Annotated in this window: 12 protein-coding genes; 3 read left to right on the forward strand and 9 right to left on the reverse strand. The window is 73.2% G+C overall.

Features of this window, described 5'->3' with window-relative positions:
* Positions 1 to 125 precede the first annotated feature (125 nt).
* Together OTB16_RS01140 and OTB16_RS01145 are read right to left on the reverse strand one after the other, a co-directional pair.
* Positions 126 to 2,435, reverse strand: coding sequence for an MMPL family transporter (locus tag OTB16_RS01140; protein ID WP_267717690.1), 2,310 nt, complete (start codon positions 2,433 to 2,435; stop codon positions 126 to 128).
* Between the two features lie 246 nt (positions 2,436 to 2,681).
* A complete protein-coding gene (locus tag OTB16_RS01145; RefSeq protein ID WP_267717691.1) occupies positions 2,682 to 3,098 on the reverse strand; it encodes a cupin domain-containing protein in 417 nt (138 codons plus the stop codon).
* 54 nt (positions 3,099 to 3,152) lie between these two features.
* Here OTB16_RS01145 and OTB16_RS01150 point away from each other — a divergent pair, with 54 nt between their 5' ends.
* Together OTB16_RS01150 and OTB16_RS01155 are read left to right on the forward strand one after the other, a co-directional pair.
* Positions 3,153 to 3,947, forward strand: coding sequence for a GNAT family N-acetyltransferase (locus OTB16_RS01150; RefSeq protein ID WP_267717692.1), 795 nt, complete (start codon positions 3,153 to 3,155; stop codon positions 3,945 to 3,947).
* A 68-nt stretch (positions 3,948 to 4,015) separates the two neighbouring features.
* On the forward strand, positions 4,016 to 4,516 hold the full coding sequence (locus OTB16_RS01155; protein ID WP_267717693.1) for a DinB family protein: 501 nt from the start codon (positions 4,016 to 4,018) through the stop codon (positions 4,514 to 4,516).
* A 93-nt stretch (positions 4,517 to 4,609) separates the two neighbouring features.
* Here the strand turns inward: OTB16_RS01155 and OTB16_RS01160 are convergent, their stop codons facing one another.
* Positions 4,610 to 5,383: a siderophore-interacting protein gene (locus OTB16_RS01160; RefSeq protein ID WP_267717694.1), complete on the reverse strand. Its 774-nt coding sequence runs from the start codon at positions 5,381 to 5,383 to the stop codon at positions 4,610 to 4,612.
* Between the two features lie 316 nt (positions 5,384 to 5,699).
* Here OTB16_RS01160 and OTB16_RS01165 point away from each other — a divergent pair, with 316 nt between their 5' ends.
* Positions 5,700 to 7,583: a serine/threonine protein kinase gene (locus tag OTB16_RS01165; RefSeq protein WP_267717695.1), complete on the forward strand. Its 1,884-nt coding sequence runs from the start codon at positions 5,700 to 5,702 to the stop codon at positions 7,581 to 7,583.
* Between the two features lie 89 nt (positions 7,584 to 7,672).
* On the opposite strand, the gene gatB is transcribed toward OTB16_RS01165, so the two are convergent.
* From gatB to ligA, 6 genes are all read right to left on the reverse strand, one after another.
* Positions 7,673 to 9,187, reverse strand: coding sequence for an Asp-tRNA(Asn)/Glu-tRNA(Gln) amidotransferase subunit GatB (gene gatB, locus OTB16_RS01170; protein WP_267717696.1), 1,515 nt, complete (start codon positions 9,185 to 9,187; stop codon positions 7,673 to 7,675).
* Between the two features lie 16 nt (positions 9,188 to 9,203).
* Positions 9,204 to 9,449, reverse strand: a complete 246-nt coding sequence (locus OTB16_RS01175; RefSeq protein WP_267717697.1) for a hypothetical protein — start codon at positions 9,447 to 9,449, stop codon at positions 9,204 to 9,206.
* The gene (gatA, locus tag OTB16_RS01180; protein WP_267717698.1) at positions 9,446 to 10,939 is read right to left on the reverse strand and encodes an Asp-tRNA(Asn)/Glu-tRNA(Gln) amidotransferase subunit GatA; all 1,494 of its coding nucleotides are present in this window, start codon (positions 10,937 to 10,939) and stop codon (positions 9,446 to 9,448) included. The genes OTB16_RS01175 and gatA overlap by 4 nt, the downstream gene beginning before the upstream one ends.
* Before the next feature lie 5 nt (positions 10,940 to 10,944).
* Positions 10,945 to 11,241: an Asp-tRNA(Asn)/Glu-tRNA(Gln) amidotransferase subunit GatC gene (gene gatC / locus OTB16_RS01185; RefSeq protein ID WP_010984178.1), complete on the reverse strand. Its 297-nt coding sequence runs from the start codon at positions 11,239 to 11,241 to the stop codon at positions 10,945 to 10,947.
* 301 nt (positions 11,242 to 11,542) lie between these two features.
* The gene (locus OTB16_RS01190) at positions 11,543 to 13,726 is read right to left on the reverse strand and encodes a putative bifunctional diguanylate cyclase/phosphodiesterase (RefSeq protein WP_267717702.1); all 2,184 of its coding nucleotides are present in this window, start codon (positions 13,724 to 13,726) and stop codon (positions 11,543 to 11,545) included.
* Positions 13,727 to 14,114: 388 nt separating this feature from the next.
* Positions 14,115 to 16,316, reverse strand: a complete 2,202-nt coding sequence (gene ligA / locus OTB16_RS01195) for an NAD-dependent DNA ligase LigA (RefSeq protein ID WP_267717703.1) — start codon at positions 16,314 to 16,316, stop codon at positions 14,115 to 14,117.
* Positions 16,317 to 16,331 lie beyond the last annotated feature (15 nt).

The following is a 16,331-nucleotide window of genomic DNA, read 5'->3' on the forward strand; positions in this document are numbered from 1 at the left end:
AGAGGTCCATGAGAATTCGGCGCGAACGGCGGGCCGGGCTTGAATCGTGGCTCCCGACACCCCCGCGGGCGCCGCCGGCCGGGGCCGCGGCTACGTCCGGGGCCCGCTCCCGGCGGTGTACCGGGTCACCTGGTCGCGGGGGCGCGCTCGGCGTCGTCCTCGTGCGCGGCGGGGGCGGAGACCGGGCCGGAGACCGGGCCGGAGACCGGGCCGACGGCCGGCTCCGCGGCGGGTCGCGTGCCCGGCCGCCGCGCCGGCGGCACCGCGCCCGGGCGGCGTTCGGGGGGCTCGATGCTGATCCGCGGCAGCCGCCGCTCCAGCCAGCCCGGCAGCCACCAGTTCGCGCCGCCGAGCAGGTGCATCAGGGCCGGGACGAGCAGGGTGCGCAGCACGAAGGCGTCGAGGGCCACGGCGACCGCGAGCGCGATGCCGAACATCGCGATGATCCGGTCGCCGCTGAGGACGAAGGCGAGGAAGACCGAGATCATGATGACGGCCGCCGAGTTGATGACCCGGCTGGTCTCCGCGAGGCCGACGCGTACGGCGCGCCGGTTGTCGCCGGTCTCCAGCCATTCCTCGTACATCCGGCTGACGAGGAAGACCTGGTAGTCCATGGAGAGCCCGAAGAGCACCGACACCATGATCACGGGCAGGAAGGGTTCGATCGGCCCGGCGCTGCCCAGGCCGAGCAGCTCGCTCCCCCAGCCCCACTGGAAGACGGCCACGACCACGCCGAAGGAGGAGGCGACGGCGGCGACGTTCATGACGGCGGCCTTGAGCGGGATGCCGACGGACCGGAAGGCCAGCAGCAGCAGGACGCAGCCGAGGCTGATGACCACCCCGACGAAGAGCGGCAGCTTGCCGACGATGACCTCGGCGAAGTCGTCGTAGCCGGCCGTCACCCCGCCCACGTGGACCCGCATGGAGCTGCCCTCCGCGGCGCGCGGGATGACATCCGTGCGCAGGGTGTCGACGAGGTCGCTCGTGGCCCGGGACTGGGGGGCCTGGTCCGGTACGACGCTCACCACGGCCGTGTCCCCGCTCCGGTTGAGGACGGCCGGGCCGGCGGAGGCCACGCCCTCCGTCGTACTGAGCGCTTCGGCGAGCCGGCCGGCGGCGAGCCGGTCCCCGGCCCCGTCGAGGCGGGCGACGACGGTCAGCGGGCCGTTCGTACCGGGGCCGAACCCCTGCGCCAGCAGGCCGTACGCCTGCCGGGTGGTGGAGCCGGCCGGGTTGTTGCCCTGGTCGGAGGTGCCGAGGTGGAGGAAGAAGGTGGGCAGGGCCAGCACGAGCATGACCGCGGTGGCGACGGCGCCCAGCAGCTTGGGGCGGCGCTCCACGAAGGCGGACCAGCGGGCGGCGAACCCGGTGGTCCGCTCGGGCCGAGGCCCCTCGGCGGCGAGCCTGCGGCGCTCGCGGCGGGACAGCGCGCGCATCCCGATGTACGAGAGCAGGGCCGGGAGCAGGGTGACCGAGGCGGCGACGGTCAGGACCACGGTGACGGAGGCGGCTATCGCGACGCCGTTGAGGAAGTTCAGCCGCAGCACGAGCATGCCGAGCAGCGCGATGCAGACGGTGGCCCCGGCGAAGACGACGGCCCGGCCGGTGGTGGCGACGGCGCTCTCGGCCGCCTCGTCGACGGGCAGGCCGCGCAGCAGGCCCTTGCGGTGGCGGGTGACGATGAACAGCGCGTAGTCGATGCCGACGCCGAGTCCGACGAGGGTGCCGAGCATCGGGGCGAAGTCGGCGACCGGCATCACGTGCCCGAGGAGGGTGATGCCGAAGTAGGCGGTGCCCACGCTGACCAGGGCGGTCGCGATGGGCAGCAGGCTCGCGGCGAGCGAGCCGAAGGCGAGGAAGAGCACGAGGGCGGCGATGGCGACGCCGATGACCTCGGCGAGGTGCGCGGTGGGGGCCTCCGTCAGGCCGACGGCGCGGCCGCCGAGTTCCACGCGCAGGCCGTCGGCCTCGGTGCGGGGGTTCTTCGCCGCGTCGACGACCGCCTGGGCCTGGCCCCGGGGTACGGCGTCGGCCTGCCGGTCGAAGGTCACCACGGCGTAGGCGGTGCGTCCGTCGGGGCTGATCCGGGCGGCGCTCTCGGGGCCGGGTCCGTACGGGCCGGCGACGGAGCCGACGCCGGGGAGCGCGGCGATGGTGTCCAGGGCCCGGGTCATGCGCGCTTCGACGTCCGGGGTCCGGGCGTTCTCCTGGTCCGGGGTCCGCCACACGACGGTGTTGGTGTCCCCGCCCTGGCCGGGGAAGCCCTCGCGCAGCAGGGCGTGGGCCTTGGCGGACTCGGTGCCGGGCACCTCGTAGTCGTTGGAGAACGCCGATCCCGCGGTCCCCGCGGCCGCCGCGCTCGCACCGAGGGCGAGCAGCCAGATCAGTACGGCGAGGAGTCGGTGGCGCATGCACCACCGCGCGATTGCTGCCAACGGACGTGCTCCCTGGTGGTTCGGATCTTTACCGGGAGAACGGCCCGTCGCAAAGAACGCGTGAACTGAACACTTCCATCGTGAAGGCCCGGCCGACGGCCCGGGGGTCGCCCCGAGGTGCCGGCCCAGGTGTTGCGCACCGTTTCGGCCCGGGTGGTGCGCACGGTCACGATCTCAGCGTTTCGTGATCGTCGGCCCGTTTCGTGTGCATCGTCACAGGCGGGCGGGCAGGTGAGGGGACCTTGGTCACGGGGCCGGGGTGCCGGGCGCCGCGACGGCCTCCTGCGCCTCGGGCCGATCGGCCCGGTAGCCCGGGACCGAGGGCCACCGGACGGTGAGGACGACCGTGTCCTCCTCGGCGTACCAGGAGTGGTCCACGCCGCGCCCCCACACGACGTAGTCGCCCTGTTCGGCGAGGACGACGCTGCGCTCCGGGAAGTCCAGCCGGAAGCGTCCGCTGATCAGCACCAGCAGGGCGGTGCGCCGCTCCGCGGTCGCCCACCGCTCCCGGGCCTCGCCCTTCGGGTGGACCCCCCATTTGATCTCCACGTCCCGGCTGTGGCAGGGGTCGGCGGGGTCCTTGAAGTGGCCCAGGAGCCAGCCGCGGTCGGCGGCCGCGTCGGGCCCGGCCCTGCCGGTGTGGATGGTGGAGTCGGCGTTCACGGGGCGAGGCTAATGCAGTTGTGCGACGTCGCCGTACGCTGCTCAGCTGGGCCGATGACGATCGATCGTGACGAGTTGACGCGGATCCGGGACCTCTACGACACCGTGATGCGCAGGGACGCCCGGCCCGACGCGGGGGCCCGCGTGGAGCGGGCGGGCGGGGTCGTACGCCAGTCCGTGCCCGGGCCGGGCTGGAACGGGGTGCTCTGGTCGGACCTCGACGGGGCGACGGCGGACGTGGAGATCGCCGCACAGGTGGCGTTCTTCGGCGGGCTCGGCGCGTCCGGGTTCGAGTGGAAGCTGTACGGGCACGACCGGCCGGCGGACCTCGGGGGGCGGCTGGCGGCGGCCGGGTTCGTGCCGGAGCCGGCCGAGACGCTGATGGTGGGCCTGGCCGCGGAGCTCGCACGGCTGCCGGTGGAACCGCCGGAGGGGATCACGCTGCGGGCGGTGACGGACGAGGCCGGCGTGGACCTGATGATGGAGGTCCACCGGCGGGCCTTCGGCACGGACCGGCCGCGCGTCCGGGAGCAGGTGCTCGGCATGCTGCGGGAGGAGCCGGAGTCCCTCGCGGCCGTGCTCGCGATGGCGGGCGACACCCCGGTCTCGGCGGCCCGGATGGAGATGCGGCCGGGCCTGCCGTTCGCGGGCCTCTGGGGCGGCGGTACGGATCCCGCGTGGCGGGGCCGGGGCGTCTACCGCCTGCTGGTGGCCCACCGAGCCCGCGTCGCGGCCGAGCGGGGCATCCCGTACCTCCAGGTGGACGCCTCGTCGGAGAGCCGCCCGATCCTGGAGCGGCTGGGGTTCGGGGTGCTGGGGGTGACGGTGCCGTACCTGTGGGAGGCCTGAGCGGGCGGCCGTCCCGCGCGGGGAAAAGCGGGTACCGGGCCGGCCGGGCCGCGGGCATGATCGGCGGCATGGAACGCATCAGCCCGCCCCTGACCGGCGACGAGCGCGAAACCCTCCGGGCGTACCTCGACTACCACCGGGCCACACTGGCCTGGAAGTGCGAGGGCCTGGACGACGAACAGCTGCGCCGCGCCGCCTCGCCCCCGTCCACCCTGTCGCTGCTGGGCCTGGTCCGGCACATGGCCGAGGTGGAACGGCACTGGTTCCGGCGCGTCCTGGACGGCGAGGACCTCCCCCACCTGTGGTCGGACGACCACGACTTCCAGGCCGCGTACGACGCGTCGGGCTCGACCCGCGACGAGGCGTTCGCCGCCTGGGAGGACCAGGTGGCGCACTCCCGCCGGATCGAGGCGGCCGCCGGGTCCCTGGAGGTGACCGTCCACGTGCCGGGCTGGGAGAAGGAGGCCTCGCTGCGGCTGCTCATGCTCCACCTGATCCACGAGTACGCCCGCCATAACGGCCACGCCGACTTCCTGCGCGAGGCCGTCGACGGCACGACGGGGGCGTGACGCGCGCGCGGCGGGCTCCGGCGCGCCCGGCGCCGGCCCTCGCGATGCCGGCGCCGGGCGATGCCGGCCACCACCGCGCCGGCCGCCGTCGCGTCAGCCCTCGGCCTTCGCGGAGGCGGCTCCGGCCGCGGCCTCCGCACCGGCCCGCCAGTAGCCGAGCCCGTTCACCCGCTGCTTCGGCAGGCCGAGTTCCTTGCGCAGGTACGACGTCAGCGTCCGCGTCGTCGCCGTGTCGCAGGCCAGCCACACGTACGCCGACGACGGGTCCCCCACCAGCTCCGGCAGTTCGGCCCTGACCCGGTCGGCCAGCGCCGTGCCGTCCCGCGGCACCCTGCGGATCTCGTGCCGGGCCGGGTCCAGCCGTACGGGCAGGTCCGCGTCGGAGGCGTGCTGGGTCTCGAACCAGATCGTCGCGGGGGTCCGCGGGAAGGAGTCCAGCAGGGAGTTGACCGCCGGGAGGGAGGCCGGGTCTCCGATGACCAGCAGCCGTTCCGGAGCCGGGGCGGGGGTGGTGAAGCCCGTGCCCTGGACGGTCGCGTCGATGGTGTCGCCGGGCGCGGCGGTGCGCGCCCAGGCGCTCGCCACCCCGCCGTGCAGGGCGAACTCGAAGGAGAAGGTGCCCGCCCGCGGGTCCGGGTCCACGAGGGTGTAGGCCCGCTGGTGCGGCCGGGCCGCGCCCTCGAACCACACGCGCACCCACATCGTCGGGTGCAGGGACTCCCCCACCGCCGCGAGCAGTCCGCCGTCCGTGAAGTGGACGCGGCGGTAGTCCGCCGTGACGTCCTGCGCCCCCGTGACCGTGAACGTGAAGTCCTTGCCCCGCAGCAGCTTGAGGACCACGCCCTCCCAGCCCTTGCCGACCGCCATGTCCGACCCCTCCCTGCCCGCCCTGTAGTTAGGCTAGCCTAACCTGACGTGCCCCGGGGAAGAGCGTGAGCAGCGGCGGCGCAGGCACGCAGGCCCCGTACGGCACGGGGCATCGCACGAGGTGTTCCGCGACGACTTGGGCATCCCCCACCTCCGCGCGGGTTGTCCCCCCGGGCCGCCTCCTGCGCGGGGAGTCGCCCTGACCTCGCGGGCCCCGCGCCGGTCGTCACCCGAACGGGACCACGGTTCCCATTGACCCCGCGCGCCTCGCCCCTGGAAGCTGATGCCTTCTCAAAGCACTCTGGGGTGGGGGCAATTGACCAGTCAGAACCTGCACATCGGACCGGACTCGGCGGCGGACCGGTACCGTCTGCTCCGGTCCATCGGGCGCGGCGGGGAGGCCGTGCTCTACCTCGCCGAGATCGAGCTCGCGGGCGGCTCGGAGCCCGTGGTCGTCAAGGTGCTGGACTCCAAGACGACCATCACGCCCGAGATCTTCGACCGCATCAGCCAGAAGTGGAACGAGCAGGCGGAGCTGCTGCGCTTCGTCCACCGGCCGGGTGTGGTCGGCGTACGGGAGCACTTCGAGGGGCCGCCGATCCACCGGCCCGGGGAGTCCTCGACCCTGACCGGGCGGGCGCTCGTCCTCGTCATGAACCACGTCGACGGCCTGGACCTGCGGGACTGGCGGGCCGAGCGGACGCTCGCGAGCGCCGCCGAGCGGCGCGAGGTGATGCGCACGCTGGAGCAGCTGGCCGACGTACTGGACTGGCTGCACTCGGGGAAGGCGACCCCCTCCGGGCGCCAGGTCATCCACGGCGACCTGTCCCCCGGCAACGTGATGGTCGACGCCCACGGGCAGGCCACGCTGGTGGACTTCGGGCTGAGCAAGCTGACCGCCGACCACGAGACGGCGGAGGTCTGGTTCACCCCCGGCTACGCGGCGCCCGAGGTCTTCGACGGCAAGCGGACGCCGGGCGCGGACCGGTACGCCTTCGGGGCCATCGCGTACTTCCTGCTCAGCGGCCAGTCGCCGCCCGCGACGCCGGAACAGCTGGCGCAGGCGCTGACGGCGCTGCCGCAGATCGCGGTGCTGGACGCGGAGCAGCGGGCCCGGATCAGCGCGATCTACGCGGCGGGCCCCGGTAAGCGGCCGGTCAGCCTGGCCGGCTGGATGAAGGACGTCCGGCACGCGGTGGTGTCCACGACCACCTCCACCTCGCGGCCGCTCGCGGCGGGCGCGCCCCCGGTGCCGGCCTCGCCTCCGCCGCCGCTGGTCCCGCCGCGGCCGGCGGGCGCCCCACCGGTGGCGGCGCCCCCGGGGGCTCCGCGGCCGGAGGCCGCGCAGCCCGCCGCCGCGCAGCCGGTCGCGCCGCCGCCCTACGCGGCGACGCCTCCGGCGACGGCCCCCGTGACGGCGCCCGACCCGGGGGCGGCGCCCGACCCGGGGCGGGCCGCGGCCCCGGGGTCCGTGCCGGCCGGGTACGGGCCGGCGTACGACCTGAGCCCCGCGCCCGGGCCCGGCCCGGGGCCGTCCCGTCCTGCGGGGAAGCGGCGCACCGGCCTGGTCCTGGGCTCGGTGGCCGCCGTCGCCGTACTGGCCGTGCTCGCGGTGATCGGCGTACAGCTGCTCGGCGACAAGAACAAGGACAAGGCGAGCGGAGCGGGCGGGGCCGCCCCGGGGCCGGGCGCCACCACCGCGCCTGCCGATCCCACGGTCCCGGCCTCGCACCCCCCGTCGAAGTCGCCGGGCGACACGGCCTCCCTGTCGGGCAGCCCGGGGGCGAGCGAGCCCGGCACCCCGCCGGAGACCGACGTGGTGGACCTGACCAACCTGCCGCCCATCGACGATCTGAACGGGCTGCGGATCAGCGCGGTGACGCTGAACACCAAGTCCTACGGCGCCGCGTTCGTCGCGGACTGCTCCCAGACGTCGTACGCCGAGTTCAACCTCAACCGGGCCTATACGACCCTGGAGTTCACGGCCGGCATCGACGACACCTCGCCGGTCGAGCAGGGCAGGATCTCGGTCTCCATCGACGACAAGCCCGCCCTCTTCAACGAGGAAGTCAGGCTGGGCAAGCCGGTCGTCAAGTCGGTGCAGGTCAAGGACGCGCTGCGGCTGCGCATCCGGGTGGAGGACACCTGCGGGACGCAGGACGGGTTCGTCGTACTCGCCGCCCCCGTCCTGCGCCGCTGACACGGGGTCCCGGGGCCCGGGACCGCGGGGTACGCGCGAGGGCGCCCCGTACCGGTGCGGAACCGGTCCGGGGCGCCCTCGGTCGACCGTCAGCCCTCGGAGACGCCCAGGCGCTCCAGGATGAGCTCCTTGACGCGCGCCGCGTCGGCCTGGCCGCGGGTGGTCTTCATGACCGCTCCGACCAGGGCGCCGACGGCGGCGACCTTGCCGCCGCGGATCTTGTCCGCGATGGCCGCGTTGCCCGCGATGGCCTCGTCCACGGCCGCGCCGAGCGCGCCCTCGTCCGAGACGACCTTCAGGCCGCGCTTCTCGACGACCTCGTCCGGGGTGCCCTCGCCGGCGAGGACGCCTTCGAGGACCTGGCGGGCCAGCTTGTCGTTCAGCTCGCCGGCCGCGACGAGCGCCGCGACCCGGGCGACCTGCGCCGGGGTGATCGGCAGCTCGTCGACGACGACGCCCTGCTCGTTGGCGTTGCGGGCCAGCTCGCCCATCCACCACTTGCGCGCGGCGGCCGGGTCGGCGCCCGCCTCGGTCGTGGCGACGATGGAGTCCACCGCGCCCGCGTTGAGGATCGACTGCATGTCGTGCTCGGTGACGCCCCACTCCTCGCGGAGCCGGTTGCGGCGCGTGCGCGGCATCTCGGGCAGACCGCCGCGCAGCTCCTCGACCCAGGTGCGGGCCGGGGCCACGGGGACCAGGTCGGGCTCCGGGAAGTACCGGTAGTCCTCGGCGTTGTCCTTGATGCGGCCGGCCGTGGTCGAGCCGTCCTCCTCGTGGAAGTGCCGGGTCTCCTGCACGATCGAGCCGCCCGAGGTGAGCACCGCGGCGTGGCGCTGGATCTCGTAGCGGGCCGCGCGCTCCACGGACCGCAGCGAGTTGACGTTCTTGGTCTCCGAGCGGGTGCCCAGGGGCGCCTCGGGGCTCGGGCGCAGCGACAGGTTGACGTCGCAGCGCATCTGGCCCTTGTCCATGCGGGCCTCGGAGACGCCGAGCGCCTTGATGACCTCGCGCAGCTCGGCGACGTACGCCTTGGCGACCTCGGGGGCCCGCTCGCCGGCGCCCTCGATCGGCTTGGTGACGATCTCGATGAGGGGGATGCCGGCGCGGTTGTAGTCCAGCAGCGAGTGGGACGCGCCGTGGATGCGTCCGGTGGCACCGCCGACGTGCAGCGACTTGCCGGTGTCCTCCTCCATGTGGGCGCGCTCGATCTCCACGCGGAAGATCTCGCCGTCCTCCAGCTGCACGTCGAGGAAGCCGTTGAAGGCGATCGGCTCGTCGTACTGGGAGGTCTGGAAGTTCTTCGGCATGTCCGGGTAGAAGTAGTTCTTCCGGGCGAAGCGGCACCACTCGGCGATCTCGCAGTTCAGCGCGAGACCGATCTTGATGGCGGACTCGATGCCGATCTCGTTGACGACCGGGAGGGCGCCGGGCAGGCCCAGGCAGACCGGGCAGGTCTGCGAGTTGGGCTCGGCGCCCAGCTCGGTCGAGCAGCCGCAGAACATCTTGGTCCTGGTGCCGAGCTCGACATGGACCTCCAGGCCCATGACGGGGTCGAACGAGGCGAGAGCGTCCTCGTACGACAGCAGTTCGGTGAAGGTGGTCACGGTGAAACTTTCCCTCTCAGCCCAGCAGGACGTCTTCGTCGCCCAGTCGCTTCAGCTCGCGGTACAGGATCGCGAGGCCGGTGACGATGGCGGCGGCGGACACGGCGGCGTCGACGAGCTTCAGCACGTCGTTCTCGGAGCGGGCCTTCTTCACCTGCTTCAGCACGCTGAGCGCGCCGAAGGCGGTGGTGCCGATCGACAGGTAGGTGCCGGTCTTGGACTTCCTGAAGCCCTTGGCCTTGGACAGTGCACTGGTGCTCACAGCGACGGTGCCTCCTCAAGCAGCGGGTGACCCCAACGTGCGATGAAGGCGGCCTCGACGGCCGCGCCGACCTTGTAGAGCCGGTCGTCCTTCATCGCCGGGGCGATGATTTGCAGCCCGACCGGGAGACCGTCCTCCGGAGCCAGGCCGCAGGGGAGCGACATGGCGGAGTTGCCGGCCAGGTTGGTCGGGATGGTGCACAGGTCCGCGAGGTACATGGCGAGGGGGTCGTCGGTGCGCTCGCCGATCGGGAAGGCGGTGGTCGGGGTCGTCGGGGAGACGATGACGTCGACCTGCTCGAAGGACTTCTCGAAGTCCTTGGTGATGAGCGTGCGGACCTTCTGGGCGGAGCCGTAGTACGCGTCGTAGTAGCCGGAGCTGAGCGCGTACGTGCCGAGGATGATGCGGCGCTTGACCTCGTCGCCGAAGCCGGCTTCGCGGGTCAGGGCGGTGACGTCCTCGGCGGACTTGGTGCCGTCGTCGCCGACGCGCAGGCCGTAGCGCATGGCGTCGAAGCGGGCCAGGTTGGAGGAGCACTCGGACGGCGCGATCAGGTAGTACGCGGCCATCGCGAGGTCGAAGGACGGGCAGTCCAGCTCGACGATCTCGGCGCCGAGCTCGCGCAGGAGCTCCACCGACTCGTTGAAGCGCTGGACGACGCCGGCCTGGTAGCCCTCGCCGGCGAACTGCTTGACGACACCGACGCGCATGCCGGCGACGGAGCCGTTGCGGGCGGCCTCGACGACCGGCGGGACCGGGGCGTCGATGGAGGTGGAGTCCATCGGGTCGTGGCCGGCGATGACCTCGTGGAGGAGGGCCGCGTCCAGGACCGTACGGGCGCAGGGGCCGCCCTGGTCGAGGGAGGAGGAGAAGGCCACCATGCCGTAGCGCGAGACGCCGCCGTAGGTGGGCTTGACGCCGACCGTGCCGGTGACGGCGGCGGGCTGGCGGATGGAGCCGCCGGTGTCCGTGCCGATGGCCAGCGGGGCCTGGAAGGCGGCCAGCGCGGCCGCGGAGCCGCCGCCGGAGCCGCCGGGGATCCGGGTGAGGTCCCAGGGGTTGCCGGTGGGTCCGTAGGCGCTGTTCTCGGTGGAGGACCCCATGGCGAACTCGTCCATGTTGGTCTTGCCGAGGATGACGACGTCGGCTTCCTTCAGCTTGCGCGTCAGGGTGGCGTCGTACGGCGGGATCCAGCCTTCGAGGATCTTCGAGCCGACGGTGGTCGGGATCCCGACGGTGGTGAAGATGTCCTTGAGGGCGAGCGGGACGCCGGCCAGCGGGCCGAGCTTCTCGCCGGCCGCGCGCTTGGCGTCGACGGCGCGCGCCTGGGCGAGCGCGCCCTCGCGGTCGACGTGCAGGAAGGCGTGCACCTTCTCGTCGGTCGCGTCGATGCGGGCCAGGTGGGCCTCGGTGACCTCGACGGCCGTGAGCTCGCCGGAGGCGATCTTCTCGGCGGTCTGTGCGGCGGTGAGCCGGATGATGTCGGTCATGGTTGTTAGTCCTCCCCCAGGATCTGCGGCACCTTGAAACGCTGCTGCTCCTGGGCGGGAGCCCCGGAGAGCGCCTGCTCGGGGGTGAGCGAAGGACGGACCTCGTCCGCGCGCATGACGTTCGTCAGGGGCAGCGGGTGGGAGGTCGGCGGAACGTCTTGGTCGGCGACCTCGGAAACGCGGGCGACCGCGCCGATGATGTCGTCGAGCTGTCCGGCGAAGTGGTCCAGCTCTTCGGCCTTGAGCTCCAGACGTGCCAGCCGAGCGAGGTGGGCGACCTCCTCGCGCGTGATGCCAGGCATGCGGCGATCCTCTGGGGTGGTGAGCGTGTGGTTTCGGGCCCAATCCTATGGGGCTGGGCCCCGGACCCACGAAACCGGTTTCCGGCGGGCCGGTGCCGGAAGCCCGTGCGGGTCCGCTGCGCGGGGCATTCCGGGCGCCGCCCGGACGCGGCTCAAACGCCGGCGGGGCTGGAATTGCCCTGCGGGCAATCCAGCCGCGCCAGGCGGACGGCATCAGCCACATCAGCCCCGCCGGCGTTTGAGGCGCGGGGTCCGGGGCGGAGCCCCGGCAGCGGCGGCGCGCCCGCGAACCCTGGAGGGGTCAGCCCGCGTCGGCTTCGGCGGCCGCGAGTTCGGCCGAGATGTCCGCCGGGCGGCGCCAGCCGCGTTCCCCACGGGCCAGGAGCCACGCCGTGGCCTCCTGCGGCGGCATCGCGGCCGCGACCAGCCAGCCCTGCACCGCGTCGCAGCCCAGGTCCCGCAGCCGCTCCCACGTCTCGTCGTCCTCGACGCCCTCGGCCACCACGAGCAGGCCGAGCGAGTGCGCGAGGTCCACCGTGCACCGCACGATCTCGGCGTCCTGCGCGTCGACCGCCAGCCGGCCCACGAACGACCGGTCGATCTTCAGCTCGCTGACCGGCAGCCGCCGCAGGTGGACCAGGGAGGAGTAGCCGGTGCCGAAGTCGTCCAGCGACATCTTCACCCCGTAGCCGGTCAGGCCCGCCATGGTGTCGGCCGCCCGCTGGGGGTCCTCCAGCAGCACGTGTTCCGTTATCTCCAGCTGGAGGCCGCTCGCCGGGACCCCGTGCCGGGCCAGCCGGGCGGCGACCGCGCCGGCGAAGCCCGGGGTGTGGACGTCGCGGGGCGAGACGTTGACGGCGACGGGGACCTTGAGGCCCTGGGCCCGCCAGCGCGCCACCTGGGCGAGCGCGGTCTCCAGGACGTACTCGGTCAGGTGCGGCATCAGGCCGGAGGTCTCGGCGATCGCGATGAACTCGTCCGGGGACACCCGGCCGCGTTCCGGGTGGACCCAGCGGACCAGCGCCTCCAGCCCCGCGACCTGGCCGTCGAAGCGGACCTTGGGCTGGTAGTGGAGCTCCACTTCGCCGGCGTCCAGGGCCCTGCGCAGGTCGCCGAGGAGGCCGAGCCGGTCGGGGGTGTTGCTGTCCCGCTTGGACTCGTACACCTCGACGCCGGTGCGGTCGCGCTTGGCCTGGTACATCGCGACGTCCGCGCGCCGCAGCAGCCCCTCCGCGTCCAGCGCGTGGTCGGGGAAGACGGCGACGCCGGCGCTGGCCTCCAGGACGAGGGTGAGACCGTCCAGGTCGAGCGGGGAGCTGAGCTCGGCCACCAGGTGGCGCGCGATCCGCTGGGCGCTGGTGGTGGAGTCGGCGACGGGCAGCAGGACGGCGAACTCGTCGCCGCCGAGGCGGGCCGCCTCGGCGTCCGCGGGCAGGGCCTTCTGCAGCCGGTCGGCGATCTGGAGGAGAAGCCGGTCGCCGGCGAGGTGGCCCAGGGTGTCGTTGACCGCGCGGAAGCGGTCCAGGTCGATCAGTACGAGCGCCGCCCGGGTGCCGAGGCGTTCGGCCTCGTCCAGGGCGGTCCAGGCGCGCTCCAGCAGCCACTGCCGGTTCGGCAGCCCGGTCAGCGGGTCCCGCAGCTGCTCCTCGGCGCGCGCCCGGGCGATCCACAGGGTGGAGTCGAGCGCGATCAGCGGGACGGCGAACAGGGGCAGCAGGACCGGCTGGGTGACGGCGACGACGCAGATCAGGGGGGCGATGCCGAGCAGGGCGACCGCCACTAAGGCCTGGCGGAGCAGGGCGGTGCGGGCGACGGTGGGCAGGCCGCCGCCGCGCGGGGACAGGGCGAGCCACAGCAGGAGCCGGGTGACGAGGAGGTAGGAGACGGCGACGAGGACGACCTCGGGCACCGCCTCCACGTCCCAGGTACCGGGCTGCCACGGCGTCTCGACGGACGGCTCCTCGCCGAACAGGCCGAGTACGAGGGCGCCCGCGCCGATGCCGAGGATGTCCACGGAGCCGTGCAGCAGGCCCTGCCGCCAGCGGTGCCGGCGGGCGGCCCCGACGAGGGACACCACCGCGAGCGAGACGAGTCCGGCGGGCACCCAGCCGTACAGGAGGAGGACGCCGAGGGTCAGCGCGGCGCCCGAACCGGTGCCGCCCCACCACCGGTCGCGGCCGAGCGCGACGAGGTGGCCGACGATGATGCCGGTCAGCAGGGCGAGCGCCCAGCCGACCGTGCCGCCGGGGAACAGGGCCTGACGGCTGGTCAGTGCGGAGACGATGCCGGCCGCGAGGACGACGACGGACAGGCCCACGACGACGAAGGGCAGCACGCCCCGCCCCTGGCCTCCCGCGCACGCACCGTTGTCCGGCGGCCGGGTGTCCGGCGTCCTGGCCCCCAGGACACCGAACCGGCCCGCCCGCATGGAAGGGCGTTCCCCGCCGAATTCAGGTGCCGGGTCGGCGCTTTCGGTGGGTTTCATGCCCGTCCCTCTCACAGCCGGCGATGCCGATGTCACGCGATGGCGCCGATCTCACGCCGTCACGGCCGGAAATCGCGTCCCGCAGCCGTGCACGACAGGCGCACCCCTCAACAGTAGGACGCGGGAGGCTCCCAGGGGCAGCGGTCGGCGGCGGTTGCCCGAATGCGACCCAGCCATCGTCATCAGTACGGTATCCGCCGAACGGGTGAGTTGGGACCAGGCCCCCCGGCCGTCCTTCCGATGATCCGACAGGTCACCGCCCTGCGAACAGCCCTGTACCGGCCGTTTGCCACCGCCCGCCGCGCCTGGCGTGCGCCCGCCCGTCCGGCCGCACGCCACGCACCCGTATCCCGGGTCCACTCGCCCGGAAGGGTTCCCTTGTGGGGTATTACTCCGCTTCGCCGTCCCCGTCCAGGGGGAGCGCGGCGGCGCGGGCCGCGTCCGGGCCCTGCTCCAGCAGGACGTCGAAACCGGCGTCGTCGAGGATGGCGAGCTTCAACTGCACGGCCTTGTCGTACTTCGAGCCGGGATTGTCGCCGACCACGACGAACGAGGTCTTCTTCGACACGGATCCGGTGACCTTGGCGCCCCGGCTCTGCAGGGCCTCCTTCGCACCGTCCCGGGTGTGGTCGAGGAGCGTGCCCGTGACGACGACGGTGAGCCCCTCCAGCGGGCGCGGCCCCTGCTCCTCGTCGGCCCCCTCCTCCTCCATCCGGACGCCGGCCTCCCGCCACTTGCGCAGGATCTCCTGGTGCCAGTCGACGGCGAACCACTCCTTGAGGGAGGCGGCGATGATCGCGCCGACGCCGTCGGTGCCCGTCAGCTCCTCCTCGGTGGCCTGTTCGATGCGGTCGATCGAGCGGAACTCGCGGGCGAGTGCCTCGGCCGCCACCGGGCCGACGTGCCGGATCGACAGGCCGTTGATGAAGCGCGCCAGCGGCCGGTCCTTGGCGGCCGCGATGTGCTCCAGCATGGCCAGGGCGTTCTTCTTCGGCTCGCCCTTCTGGTTGGCGAAGACTGTGACGATCTTCTCCTCGCCGGTCTTCGGGTCGCGCTTGGGCAGTCCGCTGTCCTGGTCCAGGACGTACGCCTTGATGGGCAGCAGCTGCTCGATGGTCAGGCCGAAGAGGTCGCCCTCGTCCAGCAGCGGGGGCTCGGCGGGCTCCAGCGGCCCGGTCAGCGCGGCGGCCGCCACCATGCCGAAGTTCTCGATGTCCAGGCTCTGCCGGCCCGCGAGGTAGAACAGCCGCTGGCGCAGCTGGGCCGGGCAGGTCTGGGCGTTGGGGCACCGGACGTCGATGTCCCCCTCCTTCATCGGCCGCAGCTCCGCCCCGCACTCCGGGCACTCGGCCGGCATCACGAACTCCCGTTCGCTGCCGTCGCGCAGGTCCACCACCGGCCCGAGGATCTCGGGGATGACGTCGCCCGCCTTGCGCAGCACCACGGTGTCCCCGATGAGCACGCCCTTGGCCTTGACGACCTGCTGGTTGTGCAGGGTGGCGAACTCGACCTCGGAGCCGGCCACCGTCACCGGCTCCACCTGCGCGTACGGGGTCACCCGCCCGGTGCGGCCGACGCCGACCTTGATGTCGATGAGCTTGCTGTTGACCTCTTCGGGGGCGTACTTCCAGGCGATGGCCCAGCGCGGTGCGCGGGCCGTGGAGCCGAGCCGGCCCTGGAGGGAGATCTCGTCGAGCTTGACGACGACGCCGTCGATCTCGTGCTCCACCGAGTGCCGGTTCGCACCGAAGTAGGCGATGAACTCGCGGACTTCGGCGAGCGTGGAGACGACCTTGTTGTGCCGGGCGGTCGGCAGGCCCCACTCGTGCAGCAGCTCGTACGCCTGTGACTGGCAGGTGATCTCGAAGCCCTCGCGCGCGCCGATCCCGTGCACGACCATGTGCAGCGGGCGGCTCGCGGTGACCTTGGGGTCCTTCTGGCGCAGCGAACCGGCGGCCGCGTTGCGCGGGTTGGCGAAGGGCTTGCCGTCGGTCTCGACCAGGCGGGCGTTGAGCTCCTCGAACTTCTCCATCGGGAAGAAGACCTCGCCGCGGATTTCGACGAGGGCCGGGATCCGGTCTCCCTCGAGCCGGTCCGGGATGTCGGCGATGGTGCGGACGTTGGGGGTGATGTCCTCACCGGTGCGGCCGTCGCCGCGGGTGGCGGCGCGGGTCAGCCGGCCGTTCTCGTAGGTGAGATTGACGGCGAGGCCGTCCACCTTCAGCTCGCACAGGTAGTGGTAGTCCGAGGTGTTCACGTCGCGGGCCACCCGCTCGGCCCAGGCGGACAGTTCCTCGTCGTCGAAGGCGTTGTCGAGGGAGAGCATGCGCTCCCGGTGCACGACGGACGCGAAGTCCGTCTCGTACGCCCCGGCCACCTTCTGGGTGGGCGAGTCGGGCGTGCGCAGCTCCGTGTACTGCTCCTCCAGCGCCTCCAGCGAGCGCAGCAGCGTGTCGAACTCGGCGTCGCTGACGACCGGCTGGTCGTTCACGTAGTACCGGAAGCGGTGCTCCTCGATCTGCTCGGCGAGCAGTGCGTGCTGCTCGCGCACCGCCGCCGGTACTGCCGTGTCCTGCTGTTCGGCTGCCATGCCGTGTCCTCCCGT

Source organism: Streptomyces antarcticus, from assembly GCF_026627255.1.
Taxonomy (GTDB): domain Bacteria; phylum Actinomycetota; class Actinomycetes; order Streptomycetales; family Streptomycetaceae; genus Streptomyces; species Streptomyces antarcticus.

Excerpts from the sequence above, each read along its gene's own strand:
- OTB16_RS01190 (WP_267717702.1), bottom strand. The coding sequence starts at position 13,726 with ATGAAACCCACCGAAAGCGCCGACCCGGCACCTGAATTCGGCGGGGAA.
- OTB16_RS01155 (WP_267717693.1), top strand. The coding sequence starts at position 4,016 with ATGGAACGCATCAGCCCGCCCCTGACCGGCGACGAGCGCGAAACCCTC.
- OTB16_RS01150 (WP_267717692.1), top strand. The coding sequence starts at position 3,153 with ATGACGATCGATCGTGACGAGTTGACGCGGATCCGGGACCTCTACGAC.
- ligA (WP_267717703.1), bottom strand. The coding sequence starts at position 16,316 with ATGGCAGCCGAACAGCAGGACACGGCAGTACCGGCGGCGGTGCGCGAG.
- gatC (WP_010984178.1), bottom strand. The coding sequence starts at position 11,241 with ATGCCTGGCATCACGCGCGAGGAGGTCGCCCACCTCGCTCGGCTGGCA.
- gatA (WP_267717698.1), bottom strand. The coding sequence starts at position 10,939 with ATGACCGACATCATCCGGCTCACCGCCGCACAGACCGCCGAGAAGATC.
- OTB16_RS01160 (WP_267717694.1), bottom strand. The coding sequence starts at position 5,383 with ATGGCGGTCGGCAAGGGCTGGGAGGGCGTGGTCCTCAAGCTGCTGCGG.